At 72.1% G+C, this 22,774-nt stretch carries 19 protein-coding genes, 3 pseudogenes and 1 riboswitch; of the genes and pseudogenes, 13 read left to right on the top strand and 9 right to left on the bottom strand.

The window, feature by feature from the left end:
* Nucleotides 1-303: 303 nt before the first annotated feature.
* Nucleotides 304-2,724: an eCIS core domain-containing protein gene (locus LO772_RS26840; RefSeq protein WP_231774598.1), complete on the bottom strand. Its 2,421-nt coding sequence runs from the start codon at nt 2,722-2,724 to the stop codon at nt 304-306.
* A gap of 306 nt (nt 2,725-3,030) precedes the next feature.
* Nucleotides 3,031-3,159, top strand: a riboswitch (FMN riboswitch).
* Nucleotides 3,160-3,286: 127 nt separating this feature from the next.
* Between LO772_RS26840 and ribB the strand changes: the two genes are divergently transcribed.
* The 3 genes from ribB (at nt 3,287) to LO772_RS26825 (ending at nt 6,000) form a co-directional block, all read left to right on the top strand.
* On the top strand, nt 3,287-3,961 hold the full coding sequence (gene ribB, locus LO772_RS26835; RefSeq protein ID WP_231774597.1) for a 3,4-dihydroxy-2-butanone-4-phosphate synthase: 675 nt from the start codon (nt 3,287-3,289) through the stop codon (nt 3,959-3,961).
* Nucleotides 3,958-4,833 carry a sugar-binding domain-containing protein gene (locus LO772_RS26830; RefSeq protein WP_443089473.1) on the top strand — a complete coding sequence of 292 codons (876 nt, stop codon included), beginning with the start codon at nt 3,958-3,960 and terminating at the stop codon, nt 4,831-4,833. The genes ribB and LO772_RS26830 overlap by 4 nt, the downstream gene beginning before the upstream one ends.
* Nucleotides 4,834-5,007: 174 nt before the next feature.
* Nucleotides 5,008-6,000: a LacI family DNA-binding transcriptional regulator gene (locus LO772_RS26825; protein WP_331717271.1), complete on the top strand. Its 993-nt coding sequence runs from the start codon at nt 5,008-5,010 to the stop codon at nt 5,998-6,000.
* Nucleotides 6,001-6,095: 95 nt separating this feature from the next.
* Here LO772_RS26825 and LO772_RS36425 read toward each other — a convergent pair.
* The 3 genes and pseudogenes from LO772_RS36425 to LO772_RS26815 all read right to left on the bottom strand — a co-directional run.
* Nucleotides 6,096-6,419: pseudogene (locus LO772_RS36425) on the bottom strand (DUF2690 domain-containing protein); the annotation flags it as partial.
* 435 nt (nt 6,420-6,854) lie between these two features.
* Nucleotides 6,855-7,004, bottom strand: a pseudogene (locus LO772_RS36420) (helix-turn-helix domain-containing protein); the annotation flags it as partial.
* Between the two features lie 28 nt (nt 7,005-7,032).
* Nucleotides 7,033-7,806, bottom strand: coding sequence for a peptidoglycan-binding protein (locus tag LO772_RS26815; protein ID WP_231774593.1), 774 nt, complete (start codon nt 7,804-7,806; stop codon nt 7,033-7,035).
* Between the two features lie 278 nt (nt 7,807-8,084).
* Here LO772_RS26815 and LO772_RS26810 point away from each other — a divergent pair, with 278 nt between their 5' ends.
* Together LO772_RS26810 and LO772_RS26805 are read left to right on the top strand one after the other, a co-directional pair.
* Nucleotides 8,085-8,534 (top strand): peptidoglycan-binding domain-containing protein, encoded by a 450-nt coding sequence (locus LO772_RS26810; RefSeq protein WP_231774592.1) that lies wholly within the window; start codon nt 8,085-8,087, stop codon nt 8,532-8,534.
* Nucleotides 8,535-8,610: 76 nt separating this feature from the next.
* Nucleotides 8,611-9,234 (top strand): annotated as a pseudogene (locus tag LO772_RS26805) (oxidoreductase); the annotation flags it as partial.
* A 93-nt stretch (nt 9,235-9,327) separates the two neighbouring features.
* On the opposite strand, the gene LO772_RS26800 reads toward LO772_RS26805, so the two are convergent.
* The 3 genes from LO772_RS26800 to LO772_RS26790 form a co-directional block, all read right to left on the bottom strand.
* On the bottom strand, nt 9,328-10,203 hold the full coding sequence (locus LO772_RS26800) for a sigma-70 family RNA polymerase sigma factor (RefSeq protein ID WP_231774591.1): 876 nt from the start codon (nt 10,201-10,203) through the stop codon (nt 9,328-9,330).
* A 131-nt stretch (nt 10,204-10,334) separates the two neighbouring features.
* A complete protein-coding gene (locus LO772_RS26795) occupies nt 10,335-10,955 on the bottom strand; it encodes a TetR/AcrR family transcriptional regulator (protein WP_231774590.1) in 621 nt (206 codons plus the stop codon).
* A gap of 71 nt (nt 10,956-11,026) precedes the next feature.
* Nucleotides 11,027-11,224 (bottom strand): DivIVA domain-containing protein, encoded by a 198-nt coding sequence (locus LO772_RS26790; RefSeq protein WP_231774589.1) that lies wholly within the window; start codon nt 11,222-11,224, stop codon nt 11,027-11,029.
* 613 nt (nt 11,225-11,837) lie between these two features.
* Between LO772_RS26790 and LO772_RS26785 the strand changes: the two genes are divergently transcribed.
* The 8 genes from LO772_RS26785 (at nt 11,838) to LO772_RS26750 (ending at nt 20,927) form a co-directional block, all read left to right on the top strand.
* Nucleotides 11,838-12,791, top strand: coding sequence for a LysR family transcriptional regulator (locus tag LO772_RS26785; protein ID WP_231774588.1), 954 nt, complete (start codon nt 11,838-11,840; stop codon nt 12,789-12,791).
* A gap of 165 nt (nt 12,792-12,956) precedes the next feature.
* Nucleotides 12,957-14,237 carry an aromatic ring-hydroxylating oxygenase subunit alpha gene (locus tag LO772_RS26780; protein WP_231774587.1) on the top strand — a complete coding sequence of 427 codons (1,281 nt, stop codon included), beginning with the start codon at nt 12,957-12,959 and terminating at the stop codon, nt 14,235-14,237.
* A 4-nt stretch (nt 14,238-14,241) separates the two neighbouring features.
* Nucleotides 14,242-14,571 (top strand): hypothetical protein, encoded by a 330-nt coding sequence (locus LO772_RS26775; RefSeq protein WP_231774586.1) that lies wholly within the window; start codon nt 14,242-14,244, stop codon nt 14,569-14,571.
* A gap of 192 nt (nt 14,572-14,763) precedes the next feature.
* Entirely contained in the window at nt 14,764-14,952 is a 189-nt protein-coding gene (locus LO772_RS26770; RefSeq protein WP_231774585.1) for a ferredoxin, read from the top strand.
* The gene (locus tag LO772_RS26765) at nt 14,949-15,929 is read left to right on the top strand and encodes a Gfo/Idh/MocA family protein (RefSeq protein ID WP_231774584.1); all 981 of its coding nucleotides are present in this window, start codon (nt 14,949-14,951) and stop codon (nt 15,927-15,929) included. The genes LO772_RS26770 and LO772_RS26765 overlap by 4 nt, the downstream gene beginning before the upstream one ends.
* A gap of 159 nt (nt 15,930-16,088) precedes the next feature.
* Nucleotides 16,089-18,338, top strand: coding sequence for a restriction endonuclease (locus LO772_RS26760; protein WP_231774583.1), 2,250 nt, complete (start codon nt 16,089-16,091; stop codon nt 18,336-18,338).
* Nucleotides 18,339-18,465: 127 nt separating this feature from the next.
* Nucleotides 18,466-20,127, top strand: a complete 1,662-nt coding sequence (locus LO772_RS26755) for an FAD-binding dehydrogenase (protein ID WP_231774582.1) — start codon at nt 18,466-18,468, stop codon at nt 20,125-20,127.
* Entirely contained in the window at nt 20,124-20,927 is an 804-nt protein-coding gene (locus LO772_RS26750; RefSeq protein ID WP_231774581.1) for an SDR family oxidoreductase, read from the top strand. The genes LO772_RS26755 and LO772_RS26750 overlap by 4 nt, the downstream gene beginning before the upstream one ends.
* Here the strand turns inward: LO772_RS26750 and LO772_RS26745 are convergent.
* The gene (locus LO772_RS26745) at nt 20,899-22,116 is read right to left on the bottom strand and encodes an rRNA adenine N-6-methyltransferase family protein (protein ID WP_231774580.1); all 1,218 of its coding nucleotides are present in this window, start codon (nt 22,114-22,116) and stop codon (nt 20,899-20,901) included. The genes LO772_RS26750 and LO772_RS26745 overlap by 29 nt on opposite strands.
* Nucleotides 22,110-22,661 (bottom strand): hypothetical protein, encoded by a 552-nt coding sequence (locus LO772_RS26740; RefSeq protein WP_231774579.1) that lies wholly within the window; start codon nt 22,659-22,661, stop codon nt 22,110-22,112. The genes LO772_RS26745 and LO772_RS26740 overlap by 7 nt, the downstream gene beginning before the upstream one ends.
* Nucleotides 22,662-22,774 lie beyond the last annotated feature (113 nt).

Raw genomic sequence — 22,774 nt, 5'->3', positions numbered from 1 at the left:
ACGATCACTTCCACGGAAGGCCCTCACCCTGTCAGAGCCAACCGACGTCGCACCCAACGCAGTTCGCGCCACGTCCGAAGGAGACGCGGGACGGCCTCTCCGGCGGACCGGCGTCGCTCGTCGCGGTAGTGTGTTCGGCCCCCACGCTCGGCCGCCGACTCACGGCGGCCTTGACGGTCGACACCCCTGTCGGACGCTCCCGTGCCCCCGAGCAGCACACCGGCGGCGCGGGGCGATGGCAGCCACGGCGTAAGCAGCCGACCGGTGCGTTCGCGATGGGTGGGGTGCGGCTCCGGTCCGGTGTCAGTACTCGCGGCTGAGCCCTCGGTGCCGTTTCGGCTCCGCTTGCGGGTTCCGGGGCGGGCCTTCGCCGCTGTCGCGTGCGGCTCCGGCGTCCGTGGTCCGGACGGTGTGCGGCCTCCCTGTGCTCCGCGCGACAGGGGGGAGGCCCGCCAAGCCGGGCGGTCCCGTCGGGCCGGGCGGAGGCACGGAGTCTCGCGCCGTGGCGGGTGCCGACGGTTGTCCGTCCGCTTCCTCCACTACCGCGGACGACTCCGGTTCTGATCCCTGTGCCCCGGTCGCCGCCACTGCCTCCGGCTGCGTCACGACCGGGAGTTCGGCGGCGGTCGGCATCGTCGCAGCCGGTCTCACCGCGGATGTCGGGTCCGTCGAAGCCGTGGCGTCGGATGCACTCACGCCGTTCCCGACCTTGACCTCGGCATCCGCGACGGATTTCGATTTCGCCGTGGCGGTGCGCTTGGCGAAGGGACCGCGCGTCATCCAGGCCGGGAGACGGTCATTGAGGCGCGTCCGAGGGTGCGGCGCCTCCTGTGCCTCATGAGCGGTCGTCTTCGGTTTGTACCCCTTCGGATCCCTGTCGAGGACCGTGGCCGCGTCCGCGGTGATGTTCCGGATGCGGAGCGCGGCGAAGAACCCGGCGAACTGCCCCAGGGGCTGTCCCCTGCTGAGGAACCCGACCAGGGGCCTGACGTGCCTGTCGTGCCATGCCTCCAGGGGGATCATTTCGCCGTCCAGCCGGACCCGGCTCGGGAACGTCGCGAACACCTCCGCCGTGGCGGCGCGTTGGTCCTTGCCGTCGAGTGCGGCCCGTACGCTCGCTTCGGACCCGGCGCAGGCGGCCTTGATGTTCGCGAGACCGGGGCCTTTCTGGATCAGTGTCTCGTCGCCCCCGATCAGGTAAGGGGCCTCGTGGTCCTGCGAGGCGACCCACAGCCCCGTCTCGTTGAGGAAGTCGTGCAGGGCCATGCTGTTGATCTGCGCGGTGGCGTTTCCCAGGAACCTCAGGTAGCTCGCGTAGGTCTGCTCCGCGCCGAGCCGCCAGGTGTCGAGTCGGAGGCGTCCGATCTTTTCCGGCGTCGACAGCCCGCTCTCGTCGACGGTCTGCGGATCGTTGGACCGCACGCCTTCCTGGTACGGACCATAGAGATGACGTCCGCTCAGCCCGGGCTGCCGGTCCTCGCTCATCTCGGCCATGTGGTCGCGCGTCTTCCGCGCGAACGGCAGGGTGCCGCCCGCCGCCGAGGCCCACTGCATCGCCAGCACCTTGTTGCCCAAGTGGCCGGCCGCGAAGGAGTCCTGCAGGAAGTGTTGCGCGTAGCCCTCGTTCAACTCCGCCAACGTGGCCAGCCCGTCCTTCTCCCGCCCCGAGGCGAGCGAGGCCTCGGCCGCGAAGCCGAGGGCGAGATGGTGGTAGTGCGCCCAGCGGTACCAGGAGTGCGGGGCGAAATGCGCGACGTTGCGGCACAGCAGCGGTGCCAGGTGGTCGCTCTCCACCGCCGAGGCCGAGGCGATCAGCGCGTTCTGGTTCTTCAGCGTGAGCAGTCCGGACGGCGGAAGCGCGCTGAAGACGCTGTCCTTGAAACGCACCGCCTCGGCGCGGACGCCCGCGAGATGGGAGAGCTTGCGGTAGGACTCCTCCCGGATCGTCTGGAGGAGGGAGACCATGGCGTCGCGGGGGAAGTTCAGGATGGCCGTCGGGTTGGGCAGGTAGTCGGCGAGGGCGTTGAGTTCGCCGTGGGACATGACGACGCCGTTGGGCAGGCGCGTGACCTTGAGCCACGGCGTGCGGCGGGCGATGTACTCCGGTGACAGGTCCTGCGGAGCGGTGCTCCATTCCCGCATGAGGTCGCGCTGTGCGAGCAGCACGCGTCGCCGTTCCGCATCGCCGCGGCCGGCCAGGTGGGCCATGTCGCCGATGCCGACGTCACCGATCAGCCGGTGTTCGTGCGACGCGTGGAGTTGCAGCACCGCGACGGCGCGCCGGCCCGCTTCGGGCGGGGGTTCCGCGGGCGCCCAGTGGTGTCGTTTCCCGGCCAAGGCGGCGTCCGCGGCGGCGTCCGCCTCACGTTCGTGCGGCCCGCCGGGCAGGCCGACCGCCCGGCGGTGGCCGATCGGCAGCGCCGCCACGTCGCCGCGGCGCTGCTGCACCACGTGCGCCACCTCGTGTGCGAGCAGCCGTACACCGAGGTCCGTCCGGGGGCCGGGACCCGCCGACCGCAGGAACACCGCGCGGCCCGAGGCGCAGCCGTCCGCAGCGAAGCGTCGGCACAGTCGGTCGGCACGGCCGCCGCGCAGGACGACGACGTCGGACAGGTCGTGGTCGAACGACGCTTCGAGAAGTCTTCGGAGGCCGGGATCGAGAGGCCTGCCCTCGGGACGCGGGGGCGGATGGGCGTCGTGCCCGGCCGCGGCCGTGCCGGTCACTCGCCTCCTTCCGGCGTCGGGCCTTCCGTCGCCCGGTCCCGGGTGGGACGCGATGACGGACCTGCCATGGTAGGGCCGCAACAGCCCCCGCAACGCTCGGTATCCGCAATGCGCCTGCCGGAATTCCCCGGTCGCGACCGGCGGTTGGCGTGCGGGTGGGCGGCCGACTGGCCGACGTCCTGATCACCGACCAGTTCACCGCCCGGCGCCCGGCCGACTGACGGCGGGTCCGCCGTGAGCTTGACCACTCGGCGTTGGTCTTCGCTCGGCCGGTGTGTGAATATCTGGGCGATAGCAACTATTCATACGCGCAGGCGGGGTTCGGTGAAATTCCGAACCGGCGGTGACAGCCCGCAACCCGGTCGAGGCCATCGACCGGTGGATCCGGTGGAACTCCGGGGCCGACGGTCAAAGTCCGGAAGGGAGTCCGCGCGTAAGGCGATGGCGCGCGCCCGCACGCATCCGGCCCCCGGATGACGTCGGCGGCGCCACCGTCGTGCCGCCTTGCGGTGCCCTCGAACCCCGCCGCGTCTTCGGACCCACCGAGCGGGAGAGGCACCCCATGAACCACGGCGACAACGGCGGCACCATCGTGCTGGACGCGATCGAGGACGCCGTCTCGGACATCGCGGCGGGACGGGCCGTGATCGTCGTCGACGACGAGACGCGCGAGAACGAGGGCGACCTCATCTTCGCCGCCCAACACGCCACGCCCGAACTGCTCGCCTTCATGGTGCGCCACACCTCGGGCTACATCTGCGTCCCGCTCCCGCCGGAGACCTGCGACCGGCTCGAACTGCCGCCGATGTACCACGTCAACCAGGACCGGCGCGGCACCGCGTACACCGTCACCGTCGACGCGCGCGAAGGCGTGTCCACGGGGATCTCGGCCGCCGACCGCGCGCACACCATCCGGCTCCTCGGCGCCCCGGGCACCCGCCCGGACGACCTGTGCCGCCCCGGCCACGTGGTGCCCTTGCGCGCGGTTCCCGGTGGTGTGCTCGCCCGCCTCGGGCACACCGAGGCCACCATCGACCTCGCCCGCCTGGCCGGCTGCGAACCCGCGGGCGTGCTGTGCGAGATGGTCAACGACGACGGCACCATGATGCGGTTGCCCGAACTCCGCGCCTTCGCGGACAAGTTCGGCCTGCGTCTGGTCAGCATCGAAAGCCTGGTGGCCTACCGGAAGCGGATCGGCGACACCGCCGACGCGCCCCGTGTCGGCTCGCTCGGCTGATTGGCCCGACGCCCGCGGGGAGCGGGGCACCGCGCGGCGGACGGTCGCGGTGCCGGGCCTGTGGACGATGCGGGGGGCCGACGACCGGCCGCACTACACCAACATCGTCATGCCGTTCGACTCCCCGCTGCCACACCCTCCGGCGGAGAACCCGACCGGGGTGTACCGGCGCACGTTCACCGCCCGGGCAGTGGGACGGCCGCCGCGTCGTGCTCCACGTCGGCGGCGCCGAGAGCGTGCTGCTGGTCCGGGTGAACGGGCGCGACGTCGGATTCGGCAAGGACTCCCACCTGGCCTCGGAGTTCGACGTCACCGGGCACGTGCGCCCCGGCGAGAACGAGGTGGAGCTGACCGTCGTCAAGTGGTCGGACGCGACATTCGTGGAGGACCAGGACCACTGGTGGCACGGCGGGCTGAGCCGGTCCGTGTACGTCTACACCACCGCGGCGACGTACCTCGCCGACATCCACGCGGTGGCGGATTTCGATCCGTCCGCGGGCGAGGGAAGCCTGGCACTGGAGGTGCGGGTCGGCAGCGGCGGGGGCCTCGCCCCGGGCTGGACGGTGCGTGCCAGGCTCGGCGGCCTGGGCGAGGTCCGCACGGCCCAGGCGACGCCTTCGGGGGCCACCCCCTCCATGCCCCAGGCAAACCGCTCCGGATACCCGGACGAGCCGCCCGCGTCGGTGATCCCCGACGGCATGCTCGACCTGCTGTCGCTCGGCGCGGCCGGGGCCCCGCTGCCGCCGCGCGAGCAGGAGATCGCCCGCCGGATGCACGCCCACTCTCTCGTGTCGCGCGTCGGCCACCTGAGGATCGACAAGGCGGGCTTGACGGTGCGGCCGTGGGAACTCGACCTGGCCGCGGGCGCCTGACCGGGCGGGCGCCCGCCTCCGGGCGTACCGGCATACTTCCGGACGCAGGCAACGCACGGCCGCGGGGCCCACGGCGTCCCCGGCCGGTCGGCGCGGCGGCCGCCCGCTACATTTCGGTGAGCCGGGCGGCGGTTCACGTGACACCGCGCGCCTCGGCCCCCGTCCCCGACACGCATGCGAGAGAAGCACATGACGCGCCCCCGGAAGCGCCCGACCAGCGCCGATGTCGCACGGGAGGCCGGCGTGTCCCAGACGACGGTGAGCTTCGTGCTGAACAACCGGCCCGACCGTGCGATCCCGGAGGCGACGCGGCAGCGCGTCCTCGCCGCCGCCGGCAAGCTGAACTACCGGTTGAACGCCTCGGCCCGCAGCCTCGCCGCCGGGCGCAGCGACGTGGTGCTGCTGCACGTGCCGGACGTGCCGATGGGGCCGGGGATCACCCGCTTCATCGAAAGCCTCGCGTCGGCGCTGGCGGAGCACGGCCTCACCCTGGTCACCCACCTGCAGGGGGCGCACGGGCGGGCGCTGCCGGATGTGTGCGCGAGCGTCGGGGCGTCCGCGGTCGTCGGGTTCGTGGCGTTCCCCCCGGAGGTCGTCGAGGCGCTGCATCGCGCGGGTGCGGACGCCGTCGTACCGTCGGGCCCGTCCGGCGAGTTCGTGATGGACCCCGTCGGGCGGCTCCAGGGTGAGCACCTGATCGGCCGGGGGCACCGGAGCCTCGGCTTCGTCCGTCCGGCGATTCCCGCGCTGGGGCCGATGGCGGACGAGCGCCTGGCCGGGGTGCGGGAGGCGTGCCGCGCGGCACGGTTGGCACCCCCGGTCGTGGTCACCGCGAGCCTGGACGCGGCCAGTGGTGCCGAGGCCGTGGCGAGCCTCGCCGCGGACGGTGTGACGGGGGTGTGCGCGTTCAACGACGAGACGGCGTTCGCCGTCCTGGCGGGCATGCGTGAGCGCGGGCTCGCGGCCCCCGGTGACATGGCGGTGATCGGGGTCGACGACATCCCCACCGCCGCGCTCGCCGTACCTCCCCTGACCTCGATCCGCTTTCACCTCGACGACGTGGTGCACCGCCGCGTCCATCGGCTGGTCACGCAGCTCAAGGGCGTCGCGCCCGAGGCCGGGCGGTCGCGGATCGACGCGGAGATCGTGTTGCGCGCGTCGACGTGAGGCGCGCGGGATCGCTCGGCGACAAGACGTACGGGCGTCACGGTCGCGAGAACCCCCGAGCCGACGGTGGCCCGGGGCCGTCCCGCCGACCGCGGTCAGTCGGCCGCACGCGCGTCGAAGCATTCCGCGGGGCCGCCGGCCGCGGGGTGGAAGCAGGCGCGGAGCGCGGTTCCCGGGGCCGCGGCGAGTATGGCGGTGTAGACGTAGGCCTCCGCGTCGATCCGGTCGGCGACGCGAGCGCTCTGCGTACGGCCGAGAGCGGTCACCTCCAGGCTGTCCCCGACGCGCGTGCTCCACATCCGGCCCCAACTGGCGCCGCATTCCCGGCTGAGGCGCACCTCCAGCCGGGCACCGCCCGCGGCGCGGTACGCGGCGACGGTGTCCGGGCGGGCGGCGCAATGCATGTTGAGGGGGTTCCGGCCCTCGCAGGCGGACCCCTGGCACAGGGCCGCCAACGCGTCGGGGGTCGCCGGGGACCGCGGATCGGCGTCCCGGACGGGGAACGCGAACAAGGCCGCGATGCCGCCCACGGCCACCGCACCCGCCACGGCGACGGCGGCCACGGCGGTCGCGGCCCGGCGCGTACGGGAGTGTCGGGCGGGCGTCGTCTCCCGCGGGACCGCGGGCACGGAGGGATCGGGCTGCCGCCGGGGGTTCGGGAGCGCGGCGTGCGGCGCCTTCTCGGGAGGTGCGGGCGGCGGCTGTTCCGGCCCGGGGTCCGGGGCCGCGGGTGTCTCCCGCGTCGCGCGCCCGCGCCACTCCGACTCCGCGATCTCCCACAGTGCGAGATACCGCTCGTCCGACGCCCCGGCCAGTCCGCACAACGCCTGGACCGCCCGGCGCGGGGGCAGCGTCCCGCCGTTGAGGTAGCGGTCCCAGGACGACTTGCTGTACGCCGTCCGCTCCGCCAGGCCCGCCAGGCTGAGATCCGTGCGCGCCTTCAACTCCCGGAGCGCGACGGCCAATCGGGCCGCTCCCGGCGACGGCGGCGTGGCCCGGGTCATCCCCGCGTCCCCTTCCGCGTCACGTGCGTCACCGCCGCAGGGCTTCCCAGGTGTGCGGCCCGACGATGCCGTCCACCACCAACCCGGCGTGCCGCTGGGCGCGTTTGACCGCGCTCTGGGTCAGCGGGCCGTAGATCCCGTCGATGTCCCCGGGGGCGAAACCGGCTCGCTCCAGGAGGCATTGCGCCTCGGCCACGTCGGGACCGGCCAGGCCGTACGCCACGATGGCGTCCTGGGTCCGGCTGTTGCCCGCGTACCAGCGGCCGTCGATCCGCTCGACGCGGCAGGTGTACGTGGGCGCGGGGCGCGTCGCCGCCGCCTTCTCGCCGCCGCCCGCGTGCCGCACGACGGCGTAGACCGTGATCGCGGCGGCCGGGACGAGGACCGCCGCCGCGAGATGGACGAGGTACCGGCCACGCCTCCGGGGGCGAGCCGCCGTGCCGTCCGGCGGCACCGGCTCCGACGGACGCTCCGGCTCCGGCGCCGCGACCGGCTCCGCCTCGGCGTGCGGCGTGCGGGCGGCACTCCCCCGCCCGCCCTTCCAGGCCTCGGCGGCGACCTCGTGCAGCGCGCGCAGGCGGGCCGGGTCCTCGCCGCCGATACGGGCCAGCGCCTCGACGGCCTCGCGGGGTGGCAGCGACCTGCCGCCCAGGTACCGCTCCCACGACTTCGCGCTGTACCCCGTCTTCGCGGCCAACTGCCGCATGGTCAGCCCGCCGTGGTCCTTCAGCCGACGCAGGTGCACCACCAGCCGGCAGACGCTCGCGTCCAGGCCGACGGGCAGCTCTTTCCAACGCGACATGCGCCCCCGTTCGCGTGTGCGGCACCGGGCCCGAGTCCCGATTCCTCGTGACGCGTTGCATTCTGCACCAGCGGCGACGATCCGGGCAAAAACGACCTTCGGGGGTCATCGCCCGTCCCGTCCCGCCGTCGCGCGGGGCGGTGTTTCCGCAGGTCAGAGCGTTGACGTCCCGCGTGTACGCCACATCCGCGGAGACTGTGGCGGCCCCGACGGGCCCGCCCGCAATCTGGTGCCGGGCCGACCGGGGCGGTCGGCCCGCTCCCGACGGAAGGAAGCACATGCGAGCCATCACGAGGACGTTCGTCACGGTCGCCACCGCGGTGGGGATCGCCGCGGGCGGCGTGGCGACGGCGAGCGCCGCGTCCGCGGCACCGGCACCCGCGTCCGCACCGGCCGCGGTGAGCGCCGAATCCGCCGCCGCAGCCGCGGTGGTCAACCTCGGCCTGAGCACCGCGGACGCCAAGAAGCTCCAGATCGTCCTGCGCGACAACTGGGACTACACGGGCGCGATCGACGGCCAACTCGGCACCAACAGCTGGAAGGCGATGCAGCGCTTCCTCGCGACGCACTGGAACTACAACGGCCCGATCGACGGCATCGTCGGAAGCGAGACGGTGAAGTCGCTGCAGCGCTGGCTGCAGAGCAACTGGGGCTACACCGGCGCCATCGACGGCATCGCCGGAGCGGGAACCAAGGCCGCCCTGAAGCGCTACGTCGACTCGCTCTAGCCCCCAACCCGCCGACGGCCCGGAGAGACACACCCGACGGGCCGTCGGCGGGCCGTGCGCGCCCCGCGACCTGCCCGCCGGCTTCATACCCGCCGACCTGCGCTCCGAGGAGGGCGTGGCGGAACTCGGCCGCCGGGTCGTGGACCGCATGGGGGGAGTCGACGTCCTGGTCGACAACGCGGGGGCCGCGACCGGGCCGGCGCCGACGCTCGGGCGGTCGGACGCGTCGTGGCTCGCCGATCTGGAGATGAACCTGCTCAGCGCGGTCCGACTGGATCGGGCCCTGGTTCCCGGGATGGTCGAGCGCGGCTCCGGGGTCGTCGTGCACGTCTCCTCGATCGCCGCTCACCTCCCCCAGCCCGCCGAGGCGTCGTACGCCGCGTCGAAGGCGGCGCTGAACGCCTACAGCCGCGAGTTGGCGACGGCGGTGGGCGAGCACGGCGTCCGCGTGGTGTGCGTGGTGCCGGGCTTCGTCCTCACCGAGGGAGCGACCGCCCACCTGCGCCACATGGCCGACAGCCAGGGCATCGGCGTCGAGGACGTCACGCGGCGGATCGTGGACCACCTGAATGTGCCGATGGGGCGTCCCGGCGAACCCGGGGACGTCGCCGAGATGATCGCGTTCCTCGCCTCCGACCGCGCCAAGTGGCTCACCGGAGCGCAGTTCCGGGTCGACGGCGGCATCCTTCCCGTGGTCTGAGCCGCACCCGGTCCGGGCGCGGACGCGACAGACCCGCGTGACTCCTGACGCGGGCCCGGAGGCCTCGGTCCCCGACTCCCTCGCGGCACGGCGCTACGGCAGTGGGGCGATGTCCAGGGCGTCGAAACGGTCGGGCGTCGTGACGACGTCGATGATGGTGATCCGGTTGTCGCGGACGGTGAAGAGCATGGCGCGACGCGCGGGAGTGTCGGCGTCGGCGACGACGCCGGGGAAACCGTCGACCAGGGCGCAGGAGGCGGCGCCGGACCGGCCGGCGAACATGGCGGCGCTGCGGGCGACGGCCTCGGCGCCGCGTACGGGCTGGGTGTCGGGCGCGTCGGAGCGGGCCAGGACGTCCGGGGCGAGCAACTGGACGAGGGTGTCGACGTCCCCGCCGCGCGCCGCGGCCAGGAAGGCCTCGACCACGTCGCGCCTCGCCCGGGCACCCGGGTCGGAGTCCGGTGCCCGCCCTTGAACACGGCGGCGTGCGCGGGAGGCGAGTTGGCGGGCGGCGGCCGGGGTGCGGTCGAGCATCACCGCGATCTCGTCGAAGGGCACGGCGAACATGTCGTGCAGCACGAACGCGAGCCGTTCGGCCGGTTCGAGCGTGTCGAGGACAATCATGAGCGCCACCCCGACCGAATCGGTCAGCAGTGCTTCTTGTTCCGGACCGGTTTCGACGCGAGTACGGTGCGACTCCGCCGCGTTCGAGGTCACGTCGTCCCACGCCTCCTCGCGCCGCTGCCGCCTGGTGCGCAGCATGTCGAGGCAGACGCGGCCGACGACGGTGGTCAGCCAGCCGCCGAGGTTGGCGATGTCGTCGGAGCGCGAGCGTGCCAGCCGCAACCACGCCTCCTGGACGGCGTCCTCCGCCTCCGCGTGCGAGCCCAGCATGCGGTAAGCGACGGACCGCAGGTGGGAGCGGTGGCTCTCGAAGCTCTCGGCCAGGAAGTCGTTGTCGGGCTGCATGGTGGCGTACGTCCTCGGGTCGGGGGCGGCGCACGCCGGTGGGACGGCGTGTGTGTGCCTGCGTCCTATCCCTGACGAAGCGCGGGGAGACGATGTGACCGCGTCGAGGCGCGATGCCGTCACCGGGGTGTTCAGGTGTGCGGGGGCCGCGATGCCCGCTCGGTCGCGACGCACGACGACGGCTCGCGCAGGCCCTCCATCACGAGGGCCAGCAGCTCGCGCGCCTGCCGCGTGGGATCGGGGCGCGACTCGGCGGCGAAGGCGATCGCCTTGGCCAGCAGGAGTATTTGGGACGCGGTGACGTCGGCGCGGATGGTACGGGTGCGCTGGGCCCGGTCGAGCAGGTGGGTCGCCGCCGCGAGCATCGTGTCGCGGCTCCAGTCGACGCCGTCGCCCCGGTCCTGGAGGGCCGCGCCCAACGCGGCGGTCAGCCCGCGCGAGCCGGAGCCGTGGTCGACGAGTTCGCCGAGCCAGACCGCCATCCCGTCGGTGACCGTCCGATCGGCGGCCAACTCCTCCGCGCGTCGTGACAGGGCCTCGAACGGCGCGCGGTAGACGGCTTCGAGGAGGGTCTCGCGGTTGGCGAAGTGGCGGTAGAGGGTCGCGTTGCCGACGCCCGCGCGGCGGGCGATCTCTTCGAGAGGAGCGTCGACACCCTGCTCGGCGTACAACGCCCGGGCGGCGTCCACCAGGCGGTCGTGGTTGCGTCGGGCGTCCGCGCGCATGGGGCGCTGGGGCACGGCTGACGACATGATCCTTCTCCCTGCCGAACAAACGTGCCGATCCTACGTCGCACACGGACCCCCGCGCGGCGTGCGTACGGTCAGCAGGGCCCCGGCGCGGGCTCTATCTCGGCCAGGTGCCCGTCGACCTGGGCCCGGTCGTAGCCTCGGCGGCGGATGGTGAACATCGGCCGGTCGGCAGGCCGCCCGCCGGCCGCCAGGCCCGCGAGGTAGAGGTCCACCTCATCGGTGTCGTAGCCCCGGCGTGCGATCGTGAAGCCGGTGTTGTGCTTGGTCATTCCACACCCCTTCGTTGTCGTTGAGGGCAGTATGTCGGGCCCGACCGACGCCGGTGATTCCCCGGAGACCCCAGGATTCGGCGGTCCTGCCTGCCGGGTTCCGGCAACGGCCGGAGGACGAGGGCGGGTTCGGGGGCCGAGGTCCCGGGGGCGGGTTCGGGGGCGGAGGTCTCGTCGGATGCCCCGGAGGTCGCGCGGGGTTGGGTGGGCCTTCGGGACGCTCGTCAGCGTCGGGGCTCTTGGGACCTCGGCGGGCTTGGGGGTCCGGGGGCCTGGGGGTCCGGGAGGCTTGGGGTCCGGGGCCTCGGGGGACTCGGGGCTCCGCGGCCGTGGAGCCCACGCAAACCCCCGGGCTTGCGCGACCCTCGGGCGTCGTGCGGCCTCGGAGTCACGCCTCGGGCCCGACGGCTCCTCGGTGACGCGGGAGGCTCGGCGGACGCCGCGCGCTCAGTGCGCCGCCGTCCGATCCATGCTCGCATCATCGGCGCTTATGGGCATGGGGGTGAAATAATGGTCGGTGATGGATGGATGCCCGGCACGGATACGTCCCCGGAAGGGAGGCATCGCGGACGCGCGCCCGCCCGAGGGCGCGGCCTCCTCCGCGTGACTCAGGATGGACCTCAAACAGCTCAAGGCGCTGGTGACCGTGGCCGAGGTGGGGAGCGTCACACGGGCCGCGGAGCTGCTGCACCTCGTGCAGCCGGCGGTGACGCGCCAGATCCGCACGCTGGAGGAGGAGCTGGGCGTCGCGCTGTTCGAGCGCAGCCGCCAGGGCATGCGGATCACCGAGGCCGGTGCGGTCATGGTGGCGCGGGCGCGGCGGGCGCTCAACGAACTGGAGTGGGCCCGGTCCGAGGTGCGCCCGACGCCCGGCGTGGTCACGGGGGTCGTCCGCGTCGGGCTGCTGGAGAGCACCACCGACCTGTTGGCGGCACCGCTGGTGTCGGCGGTCGCCCGTGAGCACCCCGCGATCGAACTGCGTCTGCTCACGGCCTATTCCGGCCACCTTCAACAATGGCTGGACGAAGGCGATCTGGATCTGTCGCTGCTCTACAACCTCGGCCACACGCCGTCCCTGAACGCCCATCAGCTGCTCCACGAGAACCTGTGGGCCGTCGCCCCGGCGTCCGAGGGCCTGCGCGCGGACCGGCCGGTGCCGTTCTCGGCCGTGGTGACGCATCCGCTCGTGATGCCCGCGGCCGGGCACGCGCTGCGGACGCTCATCGACGCCGCCGCGGCCCGGGCCGGGGTCGCGATGCGTGTCGTCGTGCAGACCAACTCGATGCGGGTGCAGAAGCAGCTGGTCACGGCCGGGCACGGCTGGACGATCCTCCCGGGTGTCGGCGTCGCGGCCGACGTCGCGAGCGGCGCGCTGAGTGCCGCGCCGCTGTGCGAGCCCGACGTGACGCGGGCGGTCGTCGCGGCGGCACCGCGCACGTCGCGGATGCCGCCCGCGGTGGACACGGTCGCCCGTGAGCTGGTGCGCCAGGTCCGCCAGGCCGTCGCGGAGGGCCGGTGGCCGGTCGAGGAGGTCCACCAGTCGGAGGCCTTGAGCGCGCTGGACTGACTCGGCGGCGGGCGGCGCGCATGGCTCCTGTCCGTCGCCGACCATGCGCGGGCCGTATGTGCGTATAACGATTTTCTATTGGGCAAGCCCGATGATCAGTGCACATGATGTGGGCGCATCGAAAGCCTGTGCGGCGACCACGACACATACGCGAGGACCGAGGCCATGGCCCTATACCCGAAGCCGGCCGAAGGCAGCTGGACGGACCACTATCCGCGGCTCGGCACCGGACTCGTATCCTACGAGGACAGCGTCTCCCCCGAGTTCTTCGCGGACGAGCGCGAGGCGGTGTTCGGGAACTCCTGGCTGCACGTGGGCCGCGTCGAGGAACTGCCCCGGCCGGGCAGCTACTTCACCCGCGAGTTGGAGGTCGCCAAGACCTCGCTCATCGTGGTGCGCGACAAGCGGGGTGTGGTCCGGGCCTTCCACAACATCTGCCGCCACCGCGGGAACAAGCTCGTGTGGAACGACTATCCGCGCGAGGAAGTCGCCGGGAGTGTACGGCAGTTCACGTGCAAGTACCACGGCTGGCGCTACGGACTCGACGGCGGGTGCACGTTCGTCCAGCAGGAGAGCGAGTTCTTCGACCTCGACAAGTCGGCGTACGGCCTCGTGCCGGTGCACTGCGACGTGTGGGCGGGCTTCGTCTTCGTCCACCTCGCGAAGGAACCGCCGCAGTCGCTCCGGGAGTTCCTGGGCCCGATGGTCACGCCCCTGGAGGGCTACCCGTTCGACCGGATGACCGAGCGCTACGACTTCAGCGCGCACATCGACTGCAACTGGAAGATCTTCCTGGACGCGTTCCAGGAGTACTACCACGTGCCGTTCCTGCACCCGCAGGAGGCGACCCCCGCCGCGCGCGACAAGATGACCGGTTTCGAGGCGCCGCACTACCAGCTCGACGGCCCGCACCGGATGGTCACCGCGGACGGCGTGCCCCGGCGGCTGTGGCCCGACGACTTCCAGTACCCCATCGAAATCGCCACGCGCAGCGGGTTGTTCGGCCCCTGGGACGAACCCGACCTGGGTGCCGAGCTGCCCGGGACGAACCCGGGCAAGGTCAAGAAGTGGGCGATCGACAACTTCCAGATCTTCCCGAACCTGGAGATCCTGATCTGGGCGAGCGGCTGGTACCTCACCTACCGCTTCTGGCCCACCTCGCACAACACCCATCGCTTTGAGGGCACGCTGTTCTTCCCGAAGGCCGAGACGGCGTCGCAGCGGGCCGCCCAGGAGTGCGCGGTCGTCATGTTCAAGGAGTTCGCGCTCCAGGACGCCGGGACGCTCGCCGGAACGCAGGAGGCACTCGAATCCCGGGCTGTCCCGGACGCGTTCCCGCTCAGCGACCAGGAGCTGCTGGTCCGCCACCTCCACAGCGTGGTCGCGGACCGGGTCGCGGAGTACCGGCGCACCCGTGCGGGGCGTACGACGAGTGCGGGGGTGTGAACCGGTGTCTCTTCTTCCGGCCGAATTCGCCGACCTGGAGCCCTTCGCCGAGACGTGGTGCCTGGCCACCGAGCCGGAGCGCTGGTCGCGGCGCATGGCGAGCACGATGGGCGAGATGGAGCCGTTCTACCGGGCCGCGTTCCCGCGGATCCGGGACGCGCTGGCGTACTGCGACGGGTTCCCGCTCGACGAGATGCCCGATCAGCCGCGGCACCTGCTCGAACTCGTGCACTCGGTGATCATGGTCGCGATGTGCGTCGAGGTCTGGCACCAGCCGAAGGCCATCGACAGCGGCGCGGCCGTGTTGCACCGTGTCAGGGAGCCACTGCCGTAGTGGCGCTGTTTTCGGGCAGGGCTCGCGACCCCAGGCGATGGCTGTTTGTCCAGGCTTGACCACTTCTGAACCTTTCGTGATCGTGGAGTGCGCACCCGGATCTTTGCCGCCCGCCGGTACGCCGAGGTGCCGACGTATATCCTGCGGGCGCCGACCTAAGAGAACTTGGAAATTCGCGGAGGAGCCGACACGATGAAGGCCACCATCGACGACGACCGCTGCCGCGGCCACGGGGTCTGCTGCACCATCTGCCCCGAGGTTTTCGCCCTGCACGACGCCGGATACGCCGTGGTGCAGATCGAGGACATCCCCGAGGAGTTCGAGGACGCCGTCGAGGACGCGGCCCGCAGCTGTCCCGAGCGGGCGATCACGACCTCATGAGCGAACAGTTCGGGTGGGGGATCGCGGCGACCGGATCGATGGCCCGCACGTTGGCCAAGGTCATCGCCGCGGAGCCGGGAATGCGTGTCGCCGCGGTCGCGTCGCGTGACAAGGCCCGCGCGGCCGAGTTCGCCCGGGAATTCGGCGACGGCACGGGCTACGGCTCGTACGCCGAGATGGTGGCCGACCCCGCGGTGCGCGCGGTGTACGTCGCGACGCCGCACGCGCAGCACCGGGAGGTCGTCGACCTCGCGATCGCCGCGCGCAAGCCGGTGCTGTGCGAGAAGCCGCTCGCGGCCTCGCTCGCCGACGCCGAGGCGATGGCCGCCGACGCCCGGGCCGCCGACGTGTTCCTCATGGAAGCCATGTGGATGTGGTTCAACCCGCTGATCCGGCGCGTCAAGGAACTCGCCGACGACGGGACGCTCGGCGAAGTCCGCTCGATCCACGGGACGTTCGGCTTCCCCATGCCGTTCGACGCGGAACACCGCTTGTGGAACCCGGAGTTGGGCGGCGGGGCGCTGCTCGATCTGGGCGTGTACCCGGTCGCGCTGGCCCATCTGCTGCTCGGCGAGCCCGAGTCGGTCGAGGTCGCCGGGGCGCTCGCCCCCAGCGGCGTCGACGCCGAGGCCGCGCTGCTGCTGCGCTGGCCGGGCGGCGCGCACGCGCTGCTGGAGACCTCGCTCGTCACGCAACTGCCCCTGACCGCCTCGGTGATCGGTACGCGCGGACGCGCCGAGCTGGACGCGTTCTTCCACTGCACCACGCGCGTGAGCGTGCACACCTACGGAGGCGGCGCGCCCCAGGAGTTCACGATCGAGTCGCCCGAAGTCGCCCTCGCCGCCGAGGTCCGCGAAGTGCGCGACCGGGTGCTCGACGGCCGCGTGGAGAGCCCGGTCATGCCGCTCGACGCGACACTGGCGGTCCTGCGGACGGTGGAGACGGCTCGGCGGCGGTTGGGCGCGGTCGGGGTCTGACGCCCGCGCGTGCGCCCGAACGCGGTCGGGGTGCGGCACCGGTGCGTCTCGCGAACGCCATTTTCCCGCAACTTCTCCGTCATACGACCCTGCGGTGATCACCGGCGGCGATAGGGTCTTCCGACGGACTGTCGGGTGGTGGGGAGGACGACGTCGCTCATGAGTCGGCGTGGCAATGGGCTGATCAGTGCGTGGGCCGAGGCCCAACGGCAGGAACAACGCCGGCAGGATGCGCAGCGCAGAGCCGCCGAGCAACGCAGGCGCGAGGAGGAACGCCAACAGCGGGCCGCGGAACAGGCGATGGCTCGAATGCACCGCGAACAGCGGGCCGAGTACCGCCGCCACCGTGAGGCGGACGCGCTGCGGCGCACCGAGGAGATCGAGCGCCAGGCCGACGCCCTCGCCGGGTTGCTCGCGGCCGGGTGCCGGGGTGCGGCGTTCCGGTCCGCGTCGATGCTGCGGCCCGAGCGGGTCGAGCCGTTCCAGCCGGGTCACCTCGGCGTACCTGTGCCGATGCCGGTGGAGGCGAACTACCAGCCGGCCCAAGGCTCGTGGGGGTTTGGTCCGAACGCGCAGGCGCAGCAGCAGGCCCGGGCGCAGTTCGAACGCGACTGGTACGCGGCGCAGAACGCCGAGGCGCAGCGGTTGCGCCAACTGGAGGCGTACCGGCAGCAGTACGACCAGTGGGCCGAGACGACGCTCGCGCAGCTGCGGCAACACAACGGCCAGGTCCGGGCGTTGGGCGACAGCCTGCGGCGCGGCGACGCCGACGCGGCCGTGCAGTTCTTCTCGGCGGCGCTGTACGCGTCGACGGCGTGGCCCGACGACTTCCCCCGGCAGGTGGACGTCGCCTACGAACGCAGCACCCGGGAACTGGTGTTGGACTGGCAGCTGCCGTCGGTCGACGTCGTGCCCGAGGTGCGCTCGGTGCGCTACATGCCGAGCACCGACCAGGACAAGGAAGTCACGCGCACGGCGTCGCAACGGCGCACGCTGTACCGCGATGTCCTCGCGCAGTGCGTCCTGTTGGTCCTGCGCGAGCTTTTCGTGGCCGACGAGTTCGGGGCGCTGGCGTCCATCGCGGTCAACGGCTTCGTCGACGATCTGGATCCGGCGACGGGGCTCCGGGCGCGCATCTTCCTGTCGTCCGTCCGGGCGCCGCGCACGGAGTTCGAACGGCTGAACCTCGCGCGGGTGAGTGCGGTCGACTGCCTTGTCGACGCGCTGGGCGGGGTCGTCTCGATGAAGCCGGACCTGCGGACGGCCGTGCAGCCCGCCCGGCGGCCCGACGCGGTGAGCGGCAGCGGCGGAAGCGCGGTCGTGTCGCACGCCGACAACGACGACGTGCCCGACCTGCTGGAGATGGACCCGATCGCGTTCGAGGGCCTGGTCGCCGAGCTGTTCCGGGCACGCGGGCTCCAGGCGGTCACGACCCAGCGGTCCGGCGACGGCGGCGTGGACGTCGAGGCCATAGACCCCGATCCGCTCAGCGGCGGCAAGATCATCGTGCAGGTCAAGCGCTACCGGCACACGGTTCCGCCCACCGCAGTACGGGACTTGTACGGCACGGTCCACGATGTCGGCGCCAACAAGGGCGTGTTGGTCACCACGTCGCGTTTCGGACCGAGTTCGTACACCTTCGCGCGCGGCAAACCGCTCACGCTCATCACGGGCGACGAGTTGGTGGACCTGATGACCCAGGTCGGGCTGAACGGGCGCCTGGGCCCCGGGGCCACGCAGGTGCCCGGGCCGCGCGGTTCCTCCGACGCGGCGGAGCCGGTCGGCGCGGCGTCGGGTCAAGCGCGGGCGGGCGCGACCGCGGTGCCCCCGGGGACACTTCCGGCGTCCGGGACGCGCGGGCAGGCGGGTGCGCCGGCCTCCGCCCCGGCAACGGCTCCCTCGTCGGCCTCGGAGTCGGCCTCCGACGACGCGAACGTCCTCGGCATGACGTGGTCCGGCGGCGTCGCACTCGACGTGTGCGCGCTGGTCTGCACGGGCCAACGGGTGTTGAGCGACGACCACTTCGTCTTCTACAACAACACGTCCACGCCGGACGGGGCGGTCCGGTCGGTACCGGTGACCGGCGGCGACAAGGCCGCGGTGCGGGTCGCGTTCGACGCGCTGCCCGGCTCGGCGGACCGGGTGGTGCTGGTCGCCGCGATCGACCCGTCCGTCAACCCCACCGCGGATCTGTCCGGCTTCACCGACGCGGCGATCGTGCTGCGGGACGCGGCCGGCGGGGAGTTGGACCGCCTCACCGTCTCGGACGGCCGTGCGGACGAAACCGCTTTGGTGCTGGGCTCGTTCCGCCGCCGGTCGAACGGCGACTGGGCTTTCGTGATCGGCGGCCGGGGCTACCGCGACGGCCTGGAGGCCCTGCTCGGCGACTTCGGCATCGACGTGGCCTGACGGATCGCGCCGCCTCGGCGTTCTCCTCGGTCCGACGCGGCGGGATGTCCTTGGCCGCCCGCCGCGCCGGGCCGTACGGTCGGTGGCCAAGGCGCACAACATCCCGATCGCTCGCCGAGGAGTCGCGATGGGTTTCGACGCGGATGTCATCGTCGTGGGGGCGGGCCTGGCCGGGCTGGTCGCGGCGTACGAACTCACCCGGGCCGGGCGGCGCGTGGTCGTGGTCGACCAGGAGAACGAGGCCAACCTCGGCGGGCAGGCGTTCTGGTCGCTCGGGGGGCTGTTCCTGGTCGACACCCCCGAACAGCGCCGTACGGGCGTCAAGGACTCGTACGAACTGGCGCTCGCCGACTGGCTCGACTCCGCCGGGTTCGACCGCGGGCGCGAGGACCACTGGCCGCGCCAATGGGCCCACGCGTACGTCGACTTCGCGTCCGGCGAGAAGCGGCGCTATCTGCACGACCTCGGCCTGCGGCTGATGCCGACGGTCGGCTGGGCCGAGCGCGGCGGGGGCAGCGCGACCGGGCACGGGAATTCGGTCCCGAGGTTCCACATCGCGTGGGGCTCGGGGCCCGAGGTCGTCCGGGTGTTCCGCGAACCGGTGCTCGACGCCGCCGCCCGGGGTCTGGTGGATTTCCGATTCCGCCACCGCGTCGACGCGCTGGTGGTCGAGCAGGGCGCGGCGGTCGGCGTACGCGGCTCGGTTCTCGCGCCGTCCTCGGAACCGCGCGGCGCGGCCTCGTCCCGCGACACCGTCGCCGAGTTCGAACTCCGGGCCCAGGCGGTCGTGGTGACCTCCGGCGGCATCGGCGGCAACCACGAACTCGTGCGGGAGAACTGGCCCGTCGAGCGCATGGGACCGGCACCGAGGTCGATGATCACCGGAGTACCCGCGTACGTCGACGGGCGCATGCTCGGGATCAGCGAGGCCGCGGGAGGCTCGGTCGTGAACCGCGACCGGATGTGGCACTACACCGAGGGCGTCAAGAACTGGGACCCGATCTGGCCCGACCACGCGATCCGCATCCTCCCCGGCCCGTCGTCGCTCTGGTTCGACGCGACCGGACGCCGGTTGCCCGCACCGCTGTTCCCCGGCCACGACACCCTGGCCACGCTGCGACACATCATCGCGACGGGCCACGACCACTCGTGGTTCGTGTTGACCCGCTCCATCGTGGAACGGGAGTTCGCGCTGTCCGGCTCCGAGCAGAACCCCGATGTCACCGGCAAGGACGTCACGTTGGTGCTGTCCCGCGTCAAGAAGGGCGCACCGGGGCCCGTGCGGGCGTTCCTCGACCACGGCGAGGACTTCGTCGTCCGGGACACCCTGCGCGAGCTGGTCGACGGCATGAACGCCATCGCCCCGGGCGCCTCGCTCGACTTCTCGGCCGTGGAGCGCGAAGTCCTCGCCCACGACCGCGCCGTCACCAACACCTACGCGAAAGACCTGCAACTCATGGCCGTGCGCAACGCCCGTGCCTACCTGCCCGACAGGATCACCCGCGTCGCGGCTCCCCACCGCTTCCTCGACCCGGCCCACGGCCCGCTCATCGCCGTCCGCCTGCACCTCCTGACCCGCAAGACGCTCGGCGGCCTGGAGACGACACTGGACTCCCAGGTCGTCCGCACCGACGGCGAACCATTCGAAGGCCTGTACGCGGCGGGCGAGGTCGCCGGCTTCGGCGGCGGGGGCGTCCACGGCTACAACGCGCTGGAAGGCACCTTCCTCGGCGGCTGCGTCTTCTCGGGCCGCGCGGCCGGCCGCGCCCTCGCCACGAGGCTCGCGTGACTCCCCCGCGGCGCGTGGCCCTGGTCACCGGCGCCTCCTCCGGCATCGGCGCCGCCACGGCAGCGCTCCTGGCCCACCACGGCTACCGCGTCCACGGCACGACCCGCGCCCCGGACGCGATCACGAACCCCGTGCCCGGCGTCGAATACGTGCCTCTCGACCTCACCTCCGAGTCCTCCATCGAGGCCTGCGCGGCGGCCTGCGGCCCGGTCGACGTCCTCGTCAACAACGCCGGGGAAAGCCAAAGCGGCCCCCTCGAAGAACTCCCGATGGCCGCCGTACGCCGCCTCTTCGAAACCAACGTGTTCGGCGCGATCCACCTGACCCAACTGCTGACCCCCGCAATGCGCGCCCGCCACTACGGCCGCGTCGTCATGGTCGGCTCCATGCTGGCCAGCTTCCCCCTCGCCTACCGCTCCTCGTACGTGGCCTCAAAAGCCGCCCTCCGCGCCTTCACCACGGCGGCCCGCCGCGAATTCGCCCCCTACAACGTGGCGTTGACCACCGTCGAACCCGGCTCCATCAACACCGGAATCAGCGACCGCCGCACCCACTACGTCGCCGAAGACTCCCCCTTCGCCGACGAACACGCCACCATGCTCCACGCCCTGAACACCAACGAAGCCCACGGAATCCCCCCGGAAGCCGTCGCCGCCACCATCCTCAAAGCCATCAACTCCCGCCGCCCCAAACCCCTCTACGCCGTAGGCAGCAACGCCCCCGTGGTCTTCACCCTCCGCCGCCTCCTCCCCAGAACCACCACCGAACACCTCACCGCCCGCCGCCACGGCCTGCGCTAGGGATTCCCGACTGCTTCGGCAACACGATCGTGTGCCCGTCCCGCGAAGCCCGCACCCCAAACGCCTCCACGGACGGACACCCGGCCTCCCGCCACGCCGAGATGACGCGCTCAACCCGACTCCACATCAAATCGGGCCCCCCTTCGCGAATCACGGCGGTTCCGTCCGCACAGTCGCTGACCACGACGAAAGAGCCACTGTCCTGATCGATATACGCGTCCGTCGACGGCCCACCGCTGACGCTCACCCGCGTCCACTGAAGGGCGGGAGCGACGCTGTCGGCCAAGACCAACGCCGCGTGATCCGCGAGCGCGGATGCTCCCACGTCTGACAGTCGCTCGGTGCCACTGTCCACATCGGGCAGCATCAGATGGCGCGGGGGCACTTCCTGCCGAGCGGGCATGTAGTTGCCCCCGGAAACGAACCGCCCTTGCGCCGTGCCGTCATCACACACCGTCAGCCGGGCAAGCCCCGCGCTGAGCATCCGACCGCGAAGCCCCGCGAGGATGATCCCACCGGGCTTCATCTGGTCCAGCCATTCGGGATAGATCCCGGCCACGCCACACGTCGCGAGCAGGCGGTCGTACGGAGCCCCGTCGGGGTGGCCCTTGCGCCCGTCACCCACCACAACCGTCGGGTAATGCTCCGTGCTGTACAGGTTGGTCCTCGCCTGCGCGGCGATCGACGCATCGACTTCGATGGTGAACACATGGTCTTCACCGACAAGTTCACTCAAGAGCGCAGCGTTCCATCCGGCCCCCGCGCCGATCTCCAGCACACGCAAGCCCGGCGCGAGGTCGGCCTGATCAAGGACAAACGCCACAAGTCCTGGTTCCGAGACGGATGAGGTCGGCTCCCGCACAATCTCCCCGCGCACTTCCCTGGGTACGACCGTGTTGGCCACTTGGGTGACCAGCGCTTGGTCGGTGTAACAGCCGGCGAGCCACGCCTGCTCGTCGTCCCATGGCAGGACCGGCCGATATGCGGTGGGCATCGCGCCGGGGACCTGAACGAAGTATCCGTTCGGCACGAAGCGGTGGCGCGGTACGCGGAGCATCACGTCCGTCGCCGGGCCGCCAAGGGCGGGCTGGTCTTCCTGAGCCTTTCCACCAGTTTCGCGTTGAGGACTGCGGTCTCGTCCGATACTTCGCCCCGCGTCATGCCCGGCCCCCCTGAAGAAGATCAGCAAGAGCGGAGACCATCTCCAACCCCGTGTGCGGTTCCATCCTCCGAGTCATGGGAGTGAGGGGCCTCAAGGGCACGGGCTTGTTCGAGCGCGTGGGGAGGGATTGCCTGGTGCGGGACCAGCCACCACGCGAGGTCGTAATCGACGTGTCGACGGGCGAAGTTCGCGGTGGCCAGTTCTGCGAGCGGGGCGTCCCGCATCCTGCGGCCGTGGGTGGTGAGCGAGTCTTGGATTTTGTAGTTGAAGACGCAGGCATACTCCGCGCCGTCACGTGTGGCGTGTCCGGCCTGGATCGCGTCGACGCCCCAGGCGATCAGGACCACGAGTGGGAGTCCGCAGGGGTCGACGGGCCGTGAGAGTACGGGCCGGGCAGCGAGGTCAGCCGGGCCGGCCATCGCCCGGACGAAGGGACGAAACGTCGTGCCGCCCTCGCCGGATCCCTGGTCGATTGCCGGGAATTCCCACGCGGTCGCCTCCGGCAACCGGCGATGCGAGCGCCACGCGGCCCGCGCGGACGCATACGCGAGGGCCGTGAAGGTGGATGTCATCACGTCGAACTGGCCGCAGGGCCGGCGGCGTTCCGGTCGGGATCGTGGTGATGCGTTGCCGCCGTCCGTCAGGCGAACCGGCTCGCCTGCCGTTCCGCGTGGCGCGCCTGGTG

Source organism: Yinghuangia sp. ASG 101, from assembly GCF_021165735.1.
Lineage (GTDB): Bacteria > Actinomycetota > Actinomycetes > Streptomycetales > Streptomycetaceae > Yinghuangia.
The sequence above is the reverse complement of the archived record's forward strand: the minus strand, read 5'-3'. Positions and strand labels throughout refer to the sequence as shown.